This window comes from Burkholderia sp. Ac-20392, assembly GCF_017104585.1.
GTDB classification, from domain to species: domain Bacteria; phylum Pseudomonadota; class Gammaproteobacteria; order Burkholderiales; family Burkholderiaceae; genus Burkholderia; species Burkholderia lata.
Genome location: NZ_JAAGPB010000011.1, coordinates 44518 through 63098, shown reverse-complemented (window position 1 = coordinate 63098; position 18581 = coordinate 44518). Strand labels below are relative to the sequence as shown.

Annotated in this window: 16 protein-coding genes; 7 read left to right on the top strand and 9 right to left on the bottom strand. The window is 64.6% G+C overall.

The annotated features are described in order from the left end of the window. Nucleotides 1-4629 (bottom strand): excinuclease ABC subunit UvrA (gene uvrA, locus G3N99_RS03005; RefSeq protein WP_206121608.1); only part of this gene is annotated, 4629 nt, incomplete at its 3' end. A 624-nt stretch (nt 4630-5253) separates the two neighbouring features. Between uvrA and G3N99_RS03000 the strand changes: the two genes are divergently transcribed. The 7 genes from G3N99_RS03000 to G3N99_RS02970 all read left to right on the top strand — a co-directional run bounded on the left by G3N99_RS03000 (nt 5254) and on the right by G3N99_RS02970 (nt 11584). Further along, nucleotides 5254-6063, top strand: a complete 810-nt coding sequence (locus tag G3N99_RS03000; protein ID WP_206121607.1) for an alpha/beta hydrolase — start codon at nt 5254-5256, stop codon at nt 6061-6063. A 162-nt stretch (nt 6064-6225) separates the two neighbouring features. Beyond that, nucleotides 6226-7230 (top strand): AraC family transcriptional regulator, encoded by a 1005-nt coding sequence (locus G3N99_RS02995; RefSeq protein ID WP_206121606.1) that lies wholly within the window; start codon nt 6226-6228, stop codon nt 7228-7230. A gap of 134 nt (nt 7231-7364) precedes the next feature. Further along, nucleotides 7365-8213 carry a hypothetical protein gene (locus tag G3N99_RS02990; protein ID WP_206121605.1) on the top strand — a complete coding sequence of 283 codons (849 nt, stop codon included), beginning with the start codon at nt 7365-7367 and terminating at the stop codon, nt 8211-8213. Nucleotides 8214-8235: 22 nt separating this feature from the next. After that, nucleotides 8236-9486 carry an MFS transporter gene (locus tag G3N99_RS02985; protein ID WP_206121604.1) on the top strand — a complete coding sequence of 417 codons (1251 nt, stop codon included), beginning with the start codon at nt 8236-8238 and terminating at the stop codon, nt 9484-9486. Nucleotides 9487-9601: 115 nt separating this feature from the next. Continuing rightward, nucleotides 9602-9748, top strand: coding sequence for a hypothetical protein (locus G3N99_RS02980; RefSeq protein WP_174933331.1), 147 nt, complete (start codon nt 9602-9604; stop codon nt 9746-9748). Nucleotides 9749-9977: 229 nt separating this feature from the next. Then, the gene (locus G3N99_RS02975) at nt 9978-10307 is read left to right on the top strand and encodes an H-NS histone family protein (protein ID WP_174938807.1); all 330 of its coding nucleotides are present in this window, start codon (nt 9978-9980) and stop codon (nt 10305-10307) included. 425 nt (nt 10308-10732) lie between these two features. Further along, nucleotides 10733-11584: a hypothetical protein gene (locus G3N99_RS02970; RefSeq protein ID WP_206121603.1), complete on the top strand. Its 852-nt coding sequence runs from the start codon at nt 10733-10735 to the stop codon at nt 11582-11584. 381 nt (nt 11585-11965) lie between these two features. On the opposite strand, the gene G3N99_RS02965 is transcribed toward G3N99_RS02970, so the two are convergent. The 8 genes from G3N99_RS02965 to G3N99_RS02930 form a co-directional block, all read right to left on the bottom strand. Continuing rightward, nucleotides 11966-12286, bottom strand: a complete 321-nt coding sequence (locus G3N99_RS02965; RefSeq protein WP_174933338.1) for a high-potential iron-sulfur protein — start codon at nt 12284-12286, stop codon at nt 11966-11968. 169 nt (nt 12287-12455) lie between these two features. Beyond that, nucleotides 12456-12797, bottom strand: coding sequence for a cytochrome C oxidase subunit IV family protein (locus tag G3N99_RS02960; RefSeq protein ID WP_174933340.1), 342 nt, complete (start codon nt 12795-12797; stop codon nt 12456-12458). 8 nt (nt 12798-12805) lie between these two features. Continuing rightward, the gene (locus G3N99_RS02955) at nt 12806-13525 is read right to left on the bottom strand and encodes a heme-copper oxidase subunit III family protein (protein WP_206121602.1); all 720 of its coding nucleotides are present in this window, start codon (nt 13523-13525) and stop codon (nt 12806-12808) included. Next, complete coding sequence (locus tag G3N99_RS02950; protein ID WP_206121601.1) at nt 13522-14133, bottom strand: cytochrome c oxidase subunit 3; 612 nt, start codon at nt 14131-14133, stop codon at nt 13522-13524. Before G3N99_RS02950 ends, G3N99_RS02955 begins: the two co-directional genes overlap by 4 nt. Beyond that, entirely contained in the window at nt 14130-15890 is a 1761-nt protein-coding gene (gene ctaD, locus G3N99_RS02945) for a cytochrome c oxidase subunit I (protein WP_174933346.1), read from the bottom strand. The genes G3N99_RS02950 and ctaD overlap by 4 nt, the downstream gene beginning before the upstream one ends. Then, nucleotides 15887-17071: a cytochrome c oxidase subunit II gene (locus G3N99_RS02940; protein ID WP_206121600.1), complete on the bottom strand. Its 1185-nt coding sequence runs from the start codon at nt 17069-17071 to the stop codon at nt 15887-15889. Before G3N99_RS02940 ends, ctaD begins: the two co-directional genes overlap by 4 nt. A 104-nt stretch (nt 17072-17175) precedes the next feature. Beyond that, entirely contained in the window at nt 17176-17691 is a 516-nt protein-coding gene (locus G3N99_RS02935; protein WP_174933350.1) for a hypothetical protein, read from the bottom strand. Nucleotides 17692-17907: 216 nt separating this feature from the next. Further along, the gene (locus G3N99_RS02930; protein WP_174933352.1) at nt 17908-18417 is read right to left on the bottom strand and encodes a DUF1269 domain-containing protein; all 510 of its coding nucleotides are present in this window, start codon (nt 18415-18417) and stop codon (nt 17908-17910) included. Between the last annotated feature and the right edge of the window lie 164 nt (nt 18418-18581).

Sequence of the window (18581 nt, the reverse complement as noted above, 5' to 3'; positions counted from 1 at the left end):
CAGGCACCCCGTCACCGAATCGGACTGCGCGGCCAGATCCGCGACCGCGCCCTGCGCGACCAGCGTGCCGCCGCGCTTGCCGGCGCCCGGGCCGACGTCGATGATGTGATCGGCGCGGCGGATCGTGTCCTCGTCATGCTCGACGACGACGAGCGTATTGCCCTTGTCGCCCAGCTTGCGCAGCGCGTCCAGCAGGATCTGGTTGTCGCGCGGATGCAGGCCGATCGTCGGTTCGTCGAGCACGTAGCAGACACCCTGCAGGTTGCTGCCGAGCTGCGCGGCGAGCCGGATGCGCTGCGCTTCGCCGCCCGACAGGCTCGGCGCCGCACGGTCGAGGCTCAGGTAACCGAGCCCGACCTCCTCCAGAAACGCGAGGCGGCTGCCGATCTCGCTGACGATGTCGCGTGCGATCTGCGCGTCGCGCCCCGTCAGTTCCAGCCCGTCGATCCAGCGTCGCGTGTCGGATACCGTCCACTGCGCGACCTCGACGATCGGATGCGCGTCGAACGTGACCGCGCGCGCGGACGGGTTCAGCCGCGTGCCGTTGCAATCCGGGCACGGCTCGTTGCCCACGCCTTCCGGTTCCTGCTCGTCGGACGGCAGTGTCTGCTCGCGGCCACGATCATCCCCGGCGAGCACCGTGTCGTCGTACGCGGCGCGCTGTTCACGCGTGAGCGTGACGCCGGTGCCGACACAGGTCGTGCACCAGCCGTGCTTGCTGTTGTACGAGAACATCCGCGGGTCCAGCTCCGGGTAGCTCGTGCCGCACACCGGGCACGCGCGCTTGACCGACAGCACCTTGACCGTGCCGACGCGCGCGGTCGAGTGATCGTTCTGCATCGCATGGTGCAGCCCGTCGAGCGGCGCGAGCAGATGCATCACGCCCTTGCCGATCTCGAGCGTCTCGTCGAGCACGCGCCGCAGTTCGGCCTCGTTGTCCGGCGACACGACGATGTCGGCCACCGGCAGTTCGATCGTATGCTCGCGGAAGCGGTCGAGCTTCGGCCACGGATCGACCGGCACGAACTCGCCGTCGACCCGCAGATGCGTGCTGCCGCGCGCCTTTGCCCACTTCGCGAGATCCGTATAGACGCCCTTGCGGTTGACGACGAGCGGCGCGAGCAGCCCGACGTGCTCGCCGCGATGATCGCGCAGCAACTGCGCGGCGATCGATTCGACGGACTGCGACGTAACGGGCGTGCCATCGTGGATGCAATGCTGCAGGCCGAGCTTCACGTACAGCAGCCGCAGGAAGTGCCAGACCTCGGACGTGGTCGCGACCGTGCTCTTGCGCCCGCCGCGCGACAGCCGCTGCTCGATCGCGACGGTCGGCGGAATGCCGTACACCGCGTCGACTTCGGGGCGGCCGGCCGGCTGCACGATCGAGCGCGCATACGCATTCAGCGATTCGAGGTAACGGCGCTGGCCTTCGTGGAACAGGATGTCGAACGCGAGCGTCGACTTGCCGGAACCCGACACGCCGGTGATCACGTTGAACTTGCCGTGCGGGATGTCGACGTCGAGCGCCTTCAGGTTGTGCTCGCGCGCGTTGACGATCCGCACCACGTCTTCGCCTTCGATCGCACGCCGCTCGCGCGCCGCGTTCAGCACGGCCTGCAGCGGCTTGCCTTCGTCGGCGAGCGCCAGTTCGGCATCCATCGCGCGGTCGTATTGGAGCAGCGCCACGCCCGTATGCGATTCGGAGCAGGCCTTCACGTCGTCGGGCGTACCCGCGCACAGCACGAGGCCGCCGCCGTCGCCGCCTTCCGGGCCGAGATCGATCAGCCAGTCGGCCGCGCGGATCACGTCGAGGTTGTGCTCGATCACGATCAGCGAATGGCCGGCCGCGAGCAGCTTGCCGAACGCCTGCATCAGCTTCGCGATGTCGTCGAAGTGCAGCCCGGTGGTCGGCTCGTCGAACATGAACAGCTTCGCCCGCGCGATGCGCGCCTCTTCGGTGACGACCCGGCGCCCGTTGACGGCTGCCGCCGATTCGGCGAGGAAGCCGGCCAGCTTCAGCCGCTGCGCTTCGCCGCCCGACAGCGTCGGCACCGGCTGGCCGAGCTTCACGTATTCGAGGCCGACGTCGACGATCGGCTGCAGCACGCGCAACACCTCGGCATCGGTCGCGAAAAATGCGGCCGCTTCGCTGACGGTGAGGTCGAGCACGTCGGCAATGCTCAGCGCGCGGCCGTTGCGCTCGATGCGCACTTCGAGAATCTCGGCGCGGTAGCGGCTGCCGTCGCAATCGGGGCAGCGCAGGTAGACGTCGCTCAGGAACTGCATCTCGATGTGCTCGAAGCCCGAGCCGCCGCAGGTCGGGCAACGGCCGTCGCCCGAGTTGAAGCTGAACGTGCCGGCGCCGTAGCCGCGTTGCAGCGCGAGCGGCGCCTTCGCGAACAGCTTGCGGATTTCATCGAACGCGCCGACGTAGCTCGCCGGGTTCGACCGCGTGGTCTTGCCGATCGGCGACTGGTCGACGAACACGACGTCGCCCACCTGGTCGGCGCCCGTGAGGCCGCGGTACGCGCCCGGCGACTCGGTCGCCTTGCCGTGGTGCCGCGCCATCGCCGGATAGAGCACGTCCTGCAGCAGCGTGGACTTGCCGGACCCCGACACGCCCGTCACGCAGACGAGCCGCTGCAGCGGAATCTCGACCGTCACGTCGCGCAAGTTGTGTTCGCTCGCGCCCTCGAGCACGATGCGCGGCGTGTTCGCGTCGACCACGCGACGCGCCCAGTTCGACGCGTGCGCGACATGCTTGCGACCGCCGAGATACTCGCCCGTCAGCGTGTGCGCCGACCGGATGTCGCCCGGCGTGCCGTCGTAGACGATCGTGCCGCCGCGCTCGCCCGGGCCGGGCCCCATGTCGATCAGCCGGTCGGCCGCGAGCATCACCGACGGATCGTGTTCGACCACGACCAGCGTATTGCCCGCATCGCGCAGCCGCTGCATCGCCTCGACGATCCGCGTGAGATCGCGCGGATGCAGCCCGATGCTCGGTTCGTCGAGCACGAACAGGGTTTTCGTGAGCGACGTGCCGAGCGCCGTCGTCAGGTTGATCCGCTGCACCTCGCCGCCCGACAGCGTGCGGCTTTGCCGGTCGAGCGTCAGGTAACCGAGCCCCACGTCGCACAGGTATTTCAGGCGCGTGCGCACCTCGGCGAGCAGCAGCTTGAGCGCATCGTCGAGCAGCGCGCTCGGCAGGCCGATGCCGTCGAAGAAGCGGCGAATGCGCTCGATCGGCAACAGCATCAGGTCGTGCACGGTCAGGCCCGGCAGCGCTTCGAGCTGCGCGCGGCTCCAGTCGACGCCGCGCGGCATGAAACGACCGGCCGGCGCGAGCACGCCGTCGGCGTTTTCCTTCGAGCCGAGCCGCCATTGCAGCGATTCCGTCTTCAGGCGCGCGCCGCCGCACACGTCGCACGGCGTGTAGCTGCGGTATTTCGACAGCAGCACGCGGATATGCATCTTGTACGCTTTCGACTCGAGATAGCCGAAGAAGCGCTTCACGCCGTACCACTGGCTTTGCCACTTGCCGTTCCAGTCCGGCGACCCGTTGACGACCCAGTCGCGCTCGGCGTCCGACAGCTCGGCCCACGGCGTGTCGCGCGGGATGCCGGCTTTCGCCGCGTAGCGCATCAGGTCGTCCTGGCACTCCTTCCAGGCGGGGGTCTGCATCGGCTTGATCGCGCCGCCGCGCAGCGTCTTGCGCGCGTCGGGGATCACGAGGCCGAGATCGACGCCGATCACGCGGCCGAAGCCGCGGCACGTTTCGCACGCGCCGTACGCCGAATTGAACGAGAACAGCGCCGCCTGCGGCTCCGCGTAGCGCAGGTCGCTGTCCGGATCGTGGAGCCCGGTGGAGAAGCGCCACACCTGCGGCTCGGCCGCCGCGCCATCCGCGCTTTCCGGCTCCGCCGCGAGCACGTACACGTTCACGCGCCCGCCGCCGCGCTTCAGCGACGCCTCGATCGCCTCGACGACGCGCACCTTGTCGGTTTTCTGCACGCGGAAGCGGTCGGCCACCACGTCGAGCACCTTGCGCAGCCCGGTGGGCGACGCGACTTCGCGCTGCGCCTGCACGCGCGTATAGCCGCTCGCCGACAGCCACTGGGCGATTTCTTCGTCGGACACCGTTTCCGGCAGCTCGACCGGGAACGTGACGACGACGCGCGGATCGTCCGCCTGCGTGCGCGCGACGAGATCCGAGTAGATCGTCTCCGGCGTGTCGTGCCGCACCTGCCGCGCGGTCTTGCGGTCGAACAGCTCGGCCGCGCGCGCGTACAGCAGCTTCAGGTGATCGTTCAGCTCGGTCATCGTGCCGACCGTGGAGCGCGAGCTGCGGACCGGGTTGGTCTGGTCGATCGCGATCGCGGGCGGCACGCCGTCGACACGCTCGACCTGCGGGCGATCCATCCGGTCGAGGAATTGCCGCGCGTACGCGCTAAACGTCTCGACGTAGCGCCGCTGGCCTTCCGCGTACAGCGTGTCGAACACGAGACTCGACTTGCCGGAGCCCGACGGGCCGGTGACGACCGTCATCTCGCCGGTGCGCAGGTCGAGATCAAGATTCTTGAGGTTGTGCTGACGTGCTCCGCGAATGCGGATCAGATTGCTGGATGACAATTTGCCTGCCCGTCTGAATGAGTTAGCCAGAGTTCACGGTGCCGGGACGCTGCGGCGGATGCCCGCAGGCGCGGCGCGCGGGCCGCAAGGTTGTACCCGTGCGACTCGATTTCGACGGACACTATACTGTATATTCATACAGTTTTCCATGACGACCCTGGGGGCGTCATGGGCAGGCGGCTGGCGGTCGGGATTCACGTCACCCGGAACGCTGTTCGCTCAAGCCGGAACCCGGTTCGGACGTGACGCATGCCTCGATGCGCTCGCGGTCCGACTTCCCTGGCCAGGGCGATTGAGACCCGATTCAAGGTGGCAGTCGAGATGGGGAGGATCGGGAAGCCCGGCCAATTCGACACGTTCGACATCGAGACGGTACATCTGCAGCGCCAGCTTGCCTGCAACCCGAGCCGTCACCGCAAACTCGCCCGACTGCGCGCGAGAGTCTTTGATGCTACCTTGCTCCGCGAACACGGCACGCTCGCAGTTCAGTCGGCATACCTGGTGGGAAACCTGCAAATTTTGCATGACCGTAAGCCGCAAAGGGCGAGCTTCACACGCTCGACGCCGGAAACGAAACGCCCCGCACATCGGGTGTTGAGTCCATTCTCACATATCGGATAGCGCATGAAGAACAGCGTTCTGGTTACGTCCGGTCGCGCCGCTCTGGCGACCGAAGTCGTCGGCAGTGGAGACCCGATCGTGTTTTTGCACGCACGAGTCGCGGACCGCCGGATGTGGGGCCACCAGATGCGTGAAACAGGCACGAGTCTCCAAGCCATTGCCTATGATCGACGAGGCTTTGGAGAAACAGTTGCTGAAGCAGAAAGCCATTCTTCGGTTGACGATTTGATCGCCGTTATCAAGTCGGTGACAGACGGCACCCCTGCAATACTGGTGGCCTGCTCTCAAGGAGGGGGCATAGCACTCGACGCAGCGCTTCGATATCCGTCATGTGTTCGCGCTCTGGTTCTTGTTGCGCCGAATGTGACCGGCGCGCCAAAAATAATCCATGCGGCGCAGGTTGACGATTTGATTGCCCGTTTAGCCGACGCTGAAGCCAACAGCCACATTGAAGAAGCCATTGCAATACGCGCGAGTCTCTGGCTTGACGGACCGCTTCAGCACGAAGGGCGCGTGAAGTGTGAGGCTCGCAAGCTGTTTGACGAGATGAACGCTATCGCCCTCGGTTTGCCCCCGGTAGGCATGAACACGGATGCACCGATTGCCTATGGGCGACTGGAAGAAATTTCAGTCCCGACATTGGTGATGTGCGGCGAGCTTGACCTTCCCGGCATTCAGGAGCGGAGCCGTTACGTCGCGAATACCGTGTCTGACGGAATCTTCCACCCGATATCAGGTACCGCCCATCTGCCGAGCCTTGAGCGGCCTCAGGAAGTCACGGGCAGGATCGTGGATTTCATCGGATCACTGTAATGTTCGGCAATGGTGGAAGCAAGTAGCGAAACGCCGACGAAGATACCCCCAGGCGGAAAGGCCTTGTCAACCAGGTCGTGGATGTGAAGGCAAGTACGCGTCCGCCATGCGACGTTGTATCGCCTTCTCGACACTCGCCTTGTGCAGTCGCGACCCGTCGGAATGCCGTGCTTCGCCGCTTCCGACTGCATCCGAATACGGTTTCCCGGCTGCCCCTGTACCTGGCTTCCGGTTTCCATCCTGCGGAATTCCCGTTGCCATCCGTATCCGAAGTCTCGGGAATCCGGTGGCAACGCTCCCTTCCCGCTTTCGTCCTACACTTCACCTGTTCCTTTTAACCGCAGCGTTGCAATGAACATCGATTTCGACGTCGTCTGCGACAATCAAGGCCATTATTCCAATGGCCCGCATGCCCACTCGTACGACATGCTGTTCGTCCCGCTCGACGGCATCTTTTCGGTGTCGTCGCCGCGCCAGGCGCGCGGCGATGTCCTGGCGAGCGGGAGTCTCTGGTTCGTCCCCGAACGGCACATCCACCACGTGTCCGCGACGCCCGGACAGCGCCATCTCTGCTACTACCTGAACATCGACAACCTGATGTCGCAGGGCAATGCGGACCTGCGCTCGCCCATACAACAGTCGGAGAAATGGGGAACGTCGCTGCTCCTCTCCGACCTGCTGCGCGTGCGCGCGCATCTCGCCCGAAAATCCGGCCCGCTTCTCGGCCCACACGAACTCGACCTGCTCATCCTGCAGGAGGCAGGCCGCATCATGACCTCCGTCCTGCCGTCGCGCTCGCGCGAGCCGGCCGACGTCGTGCGCGAGGTCAGGATTCATATCGGCGAACACCTCGACGGCGACCTGTCCTGCGCGACGCTCGCGCGTCAGTTCGGCACATCCGAACGGACGCTGTCGAGATGGTTCCACGCCGAACAGGGTCAATCGATCGGCCAGTACGTACTCGACACTCGCCTCGCAGAAGCGAAGCGGCTGCTCTTCTCGACCACGTTGCCGGTGGTCGACATCCAGAACACCGTGGGCTTCGCGTCGGCCCCTCATTTCGCTTATTCGATGCGCAAGGCCTTCGGCCTCTCGCCGCGACATCTGCGGCGCCGGGGCGCGGCCGAGCGGCAGGAAATCGACAGTCCTGACCTGCCATCGACATAACGCATCGACACGCCCCCTTACGCTCATCAGGCTGACGTTCGCGGCCCGACCGCCGCGCGTCGCACAAGCGGAGCCGCACGCGTCCATCCGCGCTCCGTCGCCCACTTGATAGCGAGTGTTAGGAGGCTTAGCGAATGAGCAACATGAGCAAGATCGCCGGCGTCGAGATCGCGCTGGTGTCCAATCCCGAAGTACGAAACGCGCTATACGAAGCGTACGAGCAGGCATCCGACGCGACGGCAGTCATCGAATCCTTCTTCGACGAATTCACGGCGCGCGCGTGGAATGAAACCGCACGCTGCCTCTTCTTCAAGAACTGGCGCAGCCCCGGGACGGGCGCGGCGAGCTTCTGCGCGCTGACGTTCCGGTTGCTCGGCACCGCGGAGCAGACGGAATCGGCGACGCACCGTGATGTCCTCTATCGTTGCGCGACGCGCCTGTCGGAGGTGTCGCACGAAGATGTCGGCATCGGCGGCGTCGACCATCAGCAACTCTACGACGATTTTGCCAACCGTCTCGCGGGTACCGACGCGTGGAAACTGGACCGTTACGCGATCCATGGGCTCAAGGAAGTCATCCCGGCATCGCGACGCTATCGCCAGAACGGCGAAGATCTCGGCAGGGCCATGCTGATCTCGCTGCCGGAAGAGTTGTACAACCACGCGGAATTCACGTTTGCCGCGTCACGCTTTTCCCGCTGGCACCGCGATGTGCTGAAGCGTCCGGAAGACACGTGGAAGCAGGATCTCGCCTTCATCCACGATCATCTCGGCGAAACGGAGCGCGGGCATTTCGCATCGCTCGTCCAGGGATTCGACGATTTCTGTTCGGCGACCGAATTCGTGCCGGACTGGTCGCTCCTGCGGCAATCGAGCATCGACCTGCTGAACGACATGGCTCGCTACTACCGCAAATTGTCGAGCCACCTGCACGATGCCGAGGCTGGCCGCCTCGCGAGCCCGCGTCAACCTGAATTCGCATGAGCCTTGCAACGGAGTTGTCCGGTTGAAGTCAGCAGACTATCGGTGGTACGTGCTCGGCGTATCGACACTGACGCAACTGACCGCGGCGCTCGCGAGTCAGGGAATCGGTGTGTGGGGCACGTTCGCGCAGAAGACGTTCGGACTTTCGCTCGGCCAGATCGGCGGCCTCGCGACGTTCTCGAACGTCGTCCCCATTCTCGGGCTCGCGCTCGTCGGGCGCGTGCTGGATCAATACGGCGAGCGCTGGCCCGTCGTCCTCGGCCTGACGATATTGAGCGTCGCGATGACGCTCGTGGCGCTGTCCTCCGGCTACGCCGGGCTCGTTGCCGGCATGGTGATGATCGGCGTCGGCTACAGCCCGGTTCAGCCGGGCGGCAGCCGGGCGATCTATCACTGGTTTCCGCCCGGCGAACGCGGCCTCGCGATGGGCGTCAGGCAGGCTGCGCTGCCGCTTGGCGGTGCACTGGCGGCAGTGTTCTTCCCTGCGCTGCTCATCCACACGGACTGGACGCGCGCGATGCTCGCCGCGGGTGCCGTGCTCGCAGCATCCGCCATCGTGTACGGCGCCGTGTTCCGGAATTCACCGCGGCACGCGCAGCGTGCGTCCACGTCTGCGCTGGATGGCCTGAAACACCATCTCCGCGACGCCGGATTCCGGCGAATCTCCGTAGTCGGTGCCGTGCTCGTCGGCGCGCAGACCGCGATCTCGATTTTCTGGGCGATCTTCGCGCAGCGTCGTTTCGGCTATTCACCGACCGATGCCGCGTGGGTGTTGTTCGTCGTCCAATTGAGCGGCTCGGCAGGCCGGATCGTGTTGTCGGCGATCAGCGATCGCATCGCTGACGGCAAGCGCCGGTTCGTCACGCTGTGCCTCGGCATCACGCCCGTTGCGCTGATCGCCGCGGCATCGCTGCCCGCGCATTCGGCGACGTGGGTCGTCGTCACGTTCTCGGCGCTGATCGGCGTGTGCTGTTTCGGCTGGTACGGCCCGTGGGTGGTCTGGCTGTCGGACAGCGCAGAGGAGGGGCAGGTCGGTGAAGTGCTCGGTGCTGCGATGGCCATCAACCAGATTGCGATTGCGTCCGTTCCCGCGATTTTCGGTTTCGTCTCCGACGTCGTGCCCGCCCCTGCCCTGCCGTGGTACTGCATCTCCGGTCTGCTCGGCCTCGCTTTCGCATGGACGCTTCGGGCATCGTCGAAGGAACGCGGCGCATCGCCTGACGGCGGCGGCACCGATAGCCGGGATGCGAGGAAGTACCAGCCTTTGCGGTGACGCGGCCCGGATGGAGCGACGCGCGAACGTAGGTCGCGCGCAAATGCGGATGGCTGACGATCGATGTTGCCGAGTGCTTGTATTCCTGTTTGAAAGCGATCTCAGGAGACAGAGAATGAAAGGGACGAAGATCGAGACGTTCAAGGACCATTGGTACCCGATCGCCTATCAATGTCTCGGTGGCCTGCTGGCGTTGTTGGCGACAGCAGCCGTCATCTTCACGCTCAGGCTCGCGATCCAGTCGGTGACGCCTTTCGGTTAAGGCGCGTCTCGCGATTTCAGGACGAACGACCGGCAACGGCGGACAAGCTGCGTCGCGCGAACGCGCGACCGGATGCGGAACGCGCGCGCGTCGCACATCGAGCCGATCATGGCCTGTCTGCGTGGTGACAGTATCAAGCCGGTGCGGCTGTTCGATCCGGCGTTCGACGTGCGAGACATACGGAATGAACGCACGACACTACCTTGAGACAAGGCGCGGAACAGGACCTATGGAAACGTTGACCCTTCACGCACTGCAACTCGAACTGGGGCAGGTCGATCTTCAATTGGCCCAGGCGAAGGTGGCGGAAAAGAAAGCCGCTCTGGCAATCTTCAGGGAGCAGGTCGCGCTGTACGGAATCACCGAGCAGGAAGTCTTGTCGGCGCTGGGCTACGTGCCGACGAAGGCGAAGCGCGCGGCGGCGAAGTACTACGATCCGTCGTCGGGCCGCAGTTGGTCAGGCCTCGGCCCGCGGCCGAAATGGCTGGAAGGCAAAGCGCTCGCCGATTACGCGATCGACAGCACGCCACTGCCGTTGTGGCCTGGCGATGATACGTGAAGGTGGCGCTTGCGCCTGGTGGGAACGCGGACTGAATGTTTCGCGGATCTCCATCCCGATTACCCCCTGCCGATAATCGAATTCCGCCAGTTTGACTTCGTCGCGAATATCGCAATGACAGCCGACTGGATTCGGCCATGTAGCGTCGTTCGCCTATTTCGCTGACCCGAAATCTGGACGTTAACTTCGCATCGGTTATCCGCCGCTCGCGCAACGATAATGCGCGCCACATCATCGACCTCGTCCTGCCAAGATTGACAGGTATCGTTACGTCATTTTCATAACTACTATCCCTGCATTCGAAATAAAAAATAATCGATCGATTTTTGAAAATGAGTCACACAAAGATTTAGCGCAGCTGTTGTAGCAGCAATGTAAACGTACTTGAAGGGCTTCTTAAACTACCTTTCACAACGGAGCATGCTATGTCAGACAATCGAGCATCCGGATTTTCTCCCTCTGGATGGATTTCCGGAACGGTCGACAACACTCTGCAGCAAAAGGGCTCTATATCGGTACTTCCGCCGTTACCAGCTGGCACGATCATCTTGGGGCTGACGGTCTTGCCTATTCATCTTTATTCCAACGACCCACATCCCGAGCCGTTTCCCGGGCTACAGACCAACTTCACGACCGACGGACGCGGATTCATATTGGCGGCAGAGCCTTATAATCCGCGCGATTCAATCCAGTTTTTCATGTGGCAGGTTACGTATGGGACTGCACCGGCGGGTTATCAGCCGCGAGGCTGGAAATCCGGCGTGACCTCGAACGCTTCGCTGCCACAAAAAATCAGTACCCAGCTCTCCCCCAATGACGCCATTGCCGGGGTCACGATTCTACCCATTCACATTTACTCCAATGATCCGAATCCCGAGCCTTGGCCCGGCTTGATTGCAGAATTTACGGAGTCCGGCTCGATATTTCTCAGTTCGGACGGGACGGAACCGCGCGACGGTATCAACTGGTTCATATGGCAGACTTTTCTGGGACGTCAAGGCGCGAGCCCGACCCGCATTGGCTGGAATTCCGGCGTAACAGGTACCGCCGATCTGCCCGCACGCATTAACCCGACGATTCCACCGGGTTTCGGTATTGTTTCGGTGACGGTCTTGCCGATTCATATCTACAAGAACGATCCCAAACCGGAACCCTGGCCCGGATTGCGCGTGGACTTTCCGACGCCACAAAGCTTCACGATTCATGCGATAGCCACTGACCCTCGCGATACCATCGATTGGTTCGAATGGCAGGTTACTTATGCTGCGCTGGGTTGATAACAAGGTGCCCATCCCCCTGTTTCCTGGATAGAGGGTGCAGCGTTCAAGCTTTCATGAGCCTTCGGCGTACGGCCGAAGGCTGTGTTGCCGAACGAATTTGCGCGGCGTCAAATCCTTGAGGGGAATGAGCAAGGTGCGTGATGCTTCGAAAGCGGCCGTTACTTTGTGCCACGCCAAACGGCCGCTTCGGGTCGGCTGCCGCCACAAAGGTCTGGCCGCACGGCCCGCGTAGAAGTAAAGACTCAACGCGCGAAGGTGGGGTTGCGTACAAGAACTCGCGAGATCAACCTGCCACGAAGGATCTGGAAAGCGTGAATCCCGACACTGGCGAGGCGCTGAATGAGCAAGACCGCGGCTCGCCAGGCCGTCCCTCCTTCGCTACGCCTTCTTCGTATAGGTGTTGCACCAGCCTTTCGCACTGACCTGCTTGCCGCCGAAAACGGCGCACGGCCCCGTCGTCGCGCCGGCCTTGCCCTGGAAGAACTGGCAATTCGCGCAGGCCTCGCCCGCCTGGAATTTCGGGTACTTCGCATGGTCGACCCGGCTGGCATCCGTCTTGTAGCCAAGCGCCTGCGCGTTTGCATCGGTTTCCTGCACGACGCCGGCACCGGCATCCGCCGCCACCGCGCGACGTCCAACGGCGAGCGCAGAGGCGAGAACGGTGGTGACGGCAATAAAACGTCGACGTGAAAATTTCATGGGGTCCTCCCTTCAGGTTTGCGTGAACGGACGTCCGGGAAGCGTCGTTCCCCGATGACGTGGCGCCGACCGCTCCGCAACAGCGTCCGTCGATGGCGCACGTATCGCACGCATCGCGCCCATCGCGATGCGCAGCGCCCGTCGCGCCAACGCACAACCGGCGAACGCATCAACGAAAGAACAGCTCCCGCATCCCGAACGTGTGATGCGCTTCCGCCGCCATCAGCACCATCAGCACGAGCAGGCACAGCGGCGGTATCAGGATCGCGTACACCAGCGCCAGCCGCTCCCACATCATGTGCATGAAGATCGACACGATCAGCCCGGCCTTCGCGATCATCAGCACGACGATCAGCACCCAGCGCATCACGCCCTGCACGTTGAAGTAGTCGACCAGGTACGAGAACGTGCTCAGCACGAACAGCAGGCCCCAGATCTTCAGGTAGAGGCCGATCGGATGCTGCTGGCCGTGCGCGGCGTCGGGACGATCGGCGGGATCGGTGTGTTCCATGCCCAGCCTCACCACAAATAGAACAGCGCGAAGATGAACACCCACACCAGGTCAACGAAGTGCCAGTACAGGCCGGCGATCTCGACGATCTGGAAGTTGCCGTGTTCGGTGAACCCCGGCCGCAGGATCTTGCGCGCGATCAGCAGCAGGTAGATCACGCCGCAGGTCACGTGAAAGCCGTGGAACCCGGTGATCGTGAAGAAGCACGCGCCAAACTGCGCCGCGCCCAGCGGGTTGCCCCACGGGCGGATCCCTTCACGGAAGATCAGGTTGCTCCATTCGAATGCCTGCAGCGACAGGAAGGTCGCGCCCAGCAATGCGGTCGCCAGCAACAGCGCGGCGGCCGGCCGTGCGTTGCGCCGGTAGCCGAAGTTGACGGCCATCGCCATCGTGCCGCTGCTGCTGATCAGCGTGAACGTCATGATCGCAATCAGCAGCAACGGCACTTCCACGCCGCCCACGCTGAGCCCGAACACCTTCGCGGTATCGGGCCACGGCGCCGTGGTCGACATGCGCACCGTCATGTAGCCGATCAGGAAGCTGCTGAACACGAAGGTGTCCGACAGCAGGAAGATCCACATCATCGCCTTGCCCCACGGCACCCTGAAGGCTTCGCGGTCGGACGACCAGTCTGTGACGATGCCGCGCCATCCGTCGGGCCGCGCGTCGGCGGTCGAAGCCGCAGGCGAATCGGCCGCGGATTCGGTGTGGATCGTGGGCGCGGTCATGGCGCGGCTCCATACAGCGGCCCGCAGAGGGCCGCGACGATCCCGGGGGTAAGCCACCACATCGCCGCCAGCAGCACGAGCCAGACCGCGAGCAGGAAATGCCAGTAGAGCGCGCACAGCGCGATGGCCTGTCGGGCCCGGAACGGGTCCGCGCGCCGAAGCTGCGCGATCGTCACGCCCCACGCCGCCAGCCCGCCCAGCACATGCAACCCGTGCAGGCCCGTCAGCAGGTAGAGAAAGCTGTTGGACGGATTGACGGTGACGGTCTCTCCGGCCGCCGACAGCACGTGCCACGCCGTCAGTTGCCCGATCACGAACACGGCCGCCAGCATGCCGCCGGATACCAGCCACACCGTGCGGTACGGGCCTATCCGCCGGGCGCGCTGCATCGCGATGCTGGCCAGCGCCAGTGCGCCGGTGTTCCACCACAGCAGCGCCGGATGCGGGATCGGTTGCCAGTCGGATTCACGCATGCGCATCGCATAGGCGAGCAACAGCAGCGAAAACAGCGTCGTGGCAACCGCCATGAAAACGACCAGGCCGGTGCGGCCCGCGTTCGGCAAGCCGGGGGGCGCGTCGGGAACGAAGGGGCGCGGCAGCGTGGTCATTCGTGTGCCTCACCGGGGTGCAGCGTCGGATGGGGCGCTTCAGGTTCAGGGGCCGTCGCCGGCGGCTGGTTCTGCGGCACGAAGTCTTCCTCTTGCCCGGGCGGACTGTATTCGTACGCCCAACGGTAGACGACGGGGAGCGTCGGCCCCCAGTTGCCGTGCACCGGCGGCGTTTGCGGCGTCTGCCATTCGAGCGTGGTGGCCCGCCACGGGTTGCCGTCCGCACGCCGGCCGTGCCTGAGGCTCCACGCGAGGTTGAACAGGAACAGCAACTGTGCCGCCGCGACGATCAGCGCGACGAGGGTGATGAACGTGTTGAGCGTCTGCGCCGAATGCGGAATGAAGCTGTAGCCCTGATACGCGTAATACCGCCGCGGCATGCCCAGGATGCCGAGATAGTGCATCGGGAAGTAGATCGCATAGGTGCCGACGAACGTGATCCAGAAGTGCGCGCGCCCGAGCGTGTCGTCGAGCATGCGGCCCGTCACCTTCGGGTACCAGTGATAGAGGCCGCCGAACACCACGAGGATCGGCGACACGGCCATCACCATATGGAAGTGCGCGACCACGAAATACGTGTTCGACAGCGGGATGTCCACACTCACGTTGCCGAGGTAGAGCCCGGTCAGCCCGCCCAGCACGAAGGTGCTGATGAAGCCGATGGCGAACAGCATCGGCACCGTCAGGTGGATGTCGCCGCGCCACAGCGTCAGCACCCAGTTGTAGACCTTGAGCGCGGTCGGGACGGCGATGATGAGCGTCGTGGTGGCGAAGAAAAAACCGAAGTACGGATTCATGCCGGCGATGAACATGTGGTGCGCCCAGACCACGAAGCTCAGCGCGCCAATGATGACGATCGCCCACACCATCATCCGGTAGCCGAAGATGCTCTTGCGCGCGTGCGTGCTGATGAGATCCGACGCGATGCCGAAGGCCGGCAGCGCGACGATGTAGACCTCCGGATGCCCGAAGAACCAGAACAGGTGCTGGAACAGCAGCGGGCTGCCGCCGGCATGCTTGAGCGTCTGCCCCATCGACACCACGGCCGGGATGAAGAAGCTGGTGCCGAGCGTCCGGTCGAACAGCATCATCACCGCCGACACGAACAGCGCCGGAAACGCCAGCAGCGCCATGATGGTCGCGATGAAGATGCCCCACACCGTGAGCGGCATGCGCATCAGCGTCATGCCGCGCGTGCGCGCCTGCAGCGTGGTGGTCACGTAGTTCAGGCCGCCCATCGTGGCCGCGACGATGAAGATCGCCAGCGATACGAGCATCAGCACGATGCCCCATTCCACGCCCGGCGTACCCGGCAGGATCGCCTGCGGCGGATACAGCGTCCAGCCCGCGCCGGTCGGCCCGCCCGGCACGAAGAAGCTCGACACCAGCACCAGCACGGCCAGCAGGTAGACCCAGTAGCTCAGCATGTTGAGAAACGGGAACACCATGTCGCGCGCGCCGAGCATCAGCGGGATCAGGTAGTTGCCGAAGCCGCCCAGGAACAGCGCGGTCAGCAGGTAGATCACCATGATCATTCCGTGCATGGTGACGAACTGGTAGTAGTGGTTCGCGTCGATGAACGCGAACTTGCCCGGAAAGCCGAGCTGCAGCCGCATCAGGTCCGACAGGACGAGGCCGACCAGGCCGATCGCGATGGCCGTCAGCGCGTATTGCACGGCGATCACCTTGTGGTCCTGGCTCCACACATAGCGGGTCCAGAAGCTGTGCGGGACGTGGTCGGTGTGCGCGTAGGTCATGGCGTCTGCTCCGTCTGCTTCGTCTGCTCCGCCACGGGCTGGGCCGCGGCGCCGGCGGGCGTCCCGCCTTGCGCCTTGATATAGGCCACCAGCGCGGTCAGTTCCTGCTCGCTCAGGTCGAAGTGCGGCATGATCGGCGAGAAGCCCTTCACGACGCGCGCCGTCGGATTTCGGATGAACGCGCGCAGATAGGCTTCGTCCACCTTCGCGGTGCTGCCGTCGGCCATCGTTTCGGTCTTGCCGTACAGGCCTTTCCAGGTCGGGCCCACGAGCGGGCTGCCGTCCACGGTATGACAGGCGACGCAGCCCTTGGCCGCCGCGAGCGTCTTGCCCAGGTTGGCCAGCGCCTGCGCGCTGCCGCCGGCCGCAGCCGGTGCAGCCTGCACGTGGGCCATCTGTTGCTGCGCGAACGTGGTCTGCTGCGCCAGCCAGCGCGAGAACGCGGCTTCGTCTTCCACCACCACCACGCCGCGCATCCCGGAGTGCCCGATCCCGCAAAGCTGCGCGCACAGGATGTCGTAACGCCCTGCCTTGGTCGGCGTGAACCAGAAGGTGGTCACCATGCCCGGCACCATGTTCATCCGCGCGCGGAACGGCGGGACGTAGAAGTCGTGCAGCACGTCGCGCGACCGTGTCAGGACCTGGATCGGCCGGTTGAGCGGCAGGTGCACCTCGGGACTTTCGATCAGGTAGTTGTCACGGCCGTTGGGGTCGGCGGGATTCAGGCCGAACGGGTTGTCGTTGCTGATGTAGCGCACGTCGGTCGTGCCCAGCTTGCCGCCGGGGCCGGCGAAGCGGAAGCGCCATTGCCATTGCTGGCCGAGCACTTCCATCTGCAGCACGTTGCGCGGCGGCCGGATGTAGTCCGCGTAGACGAACAGCCCCGGCGCCAGCAATGCTGCGACGCCAATGGCGGTCAGGCCGATCAGCCACCATTCCAGTTTCCGGTTGTGCGGCTCGTAGGCCGCACGGTGCCCGCTGCGGTGGCGATAACGCACCAGCGCGACCACGATGAACAGGTTGATGGCGATGAAGAATGCGCCGGTGATGACGAGCGTGATCGTCAGCATGTCGTCCATGCGCACCCAGTTCGACGCGATCGGCGTGATCCACCATGGACTGGCAAAGTGAAACCCCACCGCCAACAGGATGATCAGGACCAGGGCAATCGCAAGGGCCATAGGCCGCCTCGCTGCATGTCACTCGCCGGAGCCGCCGACACCAGGTTCCGCGTCTCCCGCGGGCGCCGCGTGGTCAGGCTCGGCGCGGCGGGAAACGCGATGGGTCAGTCGTCCGCGTTCTGCTTGCGCAATCGCTCCAGCCTGCCGTAGGTGATGGCCGCCACCACGCCGAACAACAGGTTGGCCAGCAACGGCCCGGAACCCCGCTCGGAGACGAACCACGGGAACACGGCCGTCATGACGTAGAAGTTCCACCCATACGCGACGATCCCGAACGCCAGCCCGATGGCGGCTTCCATGCCCACGCTCGAATCGAAGCGGAAGGGCGCCATGATCGCGGCAAGCATCATCCCCATGATCGCGCCGAGCACGTAGTGCAGCAGCAGCGCCATCGCCACGATTTCGAGGTTGAATTGCGTCATCTGGCCGAGCGCGCTGAGGCCCATCACCATCGCCGCAATCTTGTGGGTCGGTTGCCACGGGCTCGAGCCGAGCACGAGGGTCGACCAGACGAATTCCAGCGCGATCACCAGCGCGCCGCCCGCGAGACCGGCCACGGCAGCGGCGACCCAGTCGGGCTTGCGACGCTCCCAATGGTGCGATTGAATGTGCAGTTCCATACGACCTCCTTGCCGACGGTTCGACGTCGGCGCTTCGGTTCCGAAGGCGTCACGCGGGTCGGGCCTGCGTCTCTTGCGCGATTCGGAATGGCGAGCAGGGTTGCCTGCGCAACGTGCGAACGACCCGCTCCGCGCGCGGCCTGTGGTCGCGGCCGTGCGCTCGACGACACGCGTCGATGAACGCGGGGGTCGGGCAGGCCGGCTTGCTGTCGCGCGTCAGGGGAAGATCGGTGTCGTAGGCTCGGCGCCTTCCAGGTCCGCCTTCGGAAAATGCTGGGCGACCATCTCTTCGATTTCCTGCTCTCGCAATGCCGGCACGTCGGCCATGATCAGGATCTGGCCTTCCTGGATGGCCTCGCGAAATCGCTGGAGTCGCGCGTTCGGCTCGGCGATGCCGATCATCGCGGCGGTCCACGCCCCGAAACCGGCTCCGGCCAACGTCAACCCGACGACGGCGCCGCCCGCGATCACGAGTTCCGCCGGCGGAAATACCAGCGCGACGAGGCCGATCAGCGCACCGGCCGCGCCGCCGAGCGCGACGCCGCGCTCGAGCGCATGCACGACATCGCTGCTTTGCAGCAACGATGCTTCGGGCAACTGATCGAGTGCGACGCTGTGGTCGGCGAGAACGTGGATATGGCGCCAGATGATGCGTGCGCGCAATAGGTCGTCGACGATGGCCTTCGCCATCTGCGTATCGGGTACGAGGAAATAAAGGCGTCTCATGTTGGCACCCCTTTTCTTGCCATCAACTCGTCCTCAAGGGACTGTTTTCTATTCTATGTCAGCATCGGCGGCGCGCTAGGTGCGCGCGGGCCAGCGCCAGGGCCGCACGCGTGCGTTGAGCACGCTTCGCAGGTGTGGCTGGAGAGCGGGGGTGGTCGTCGGTC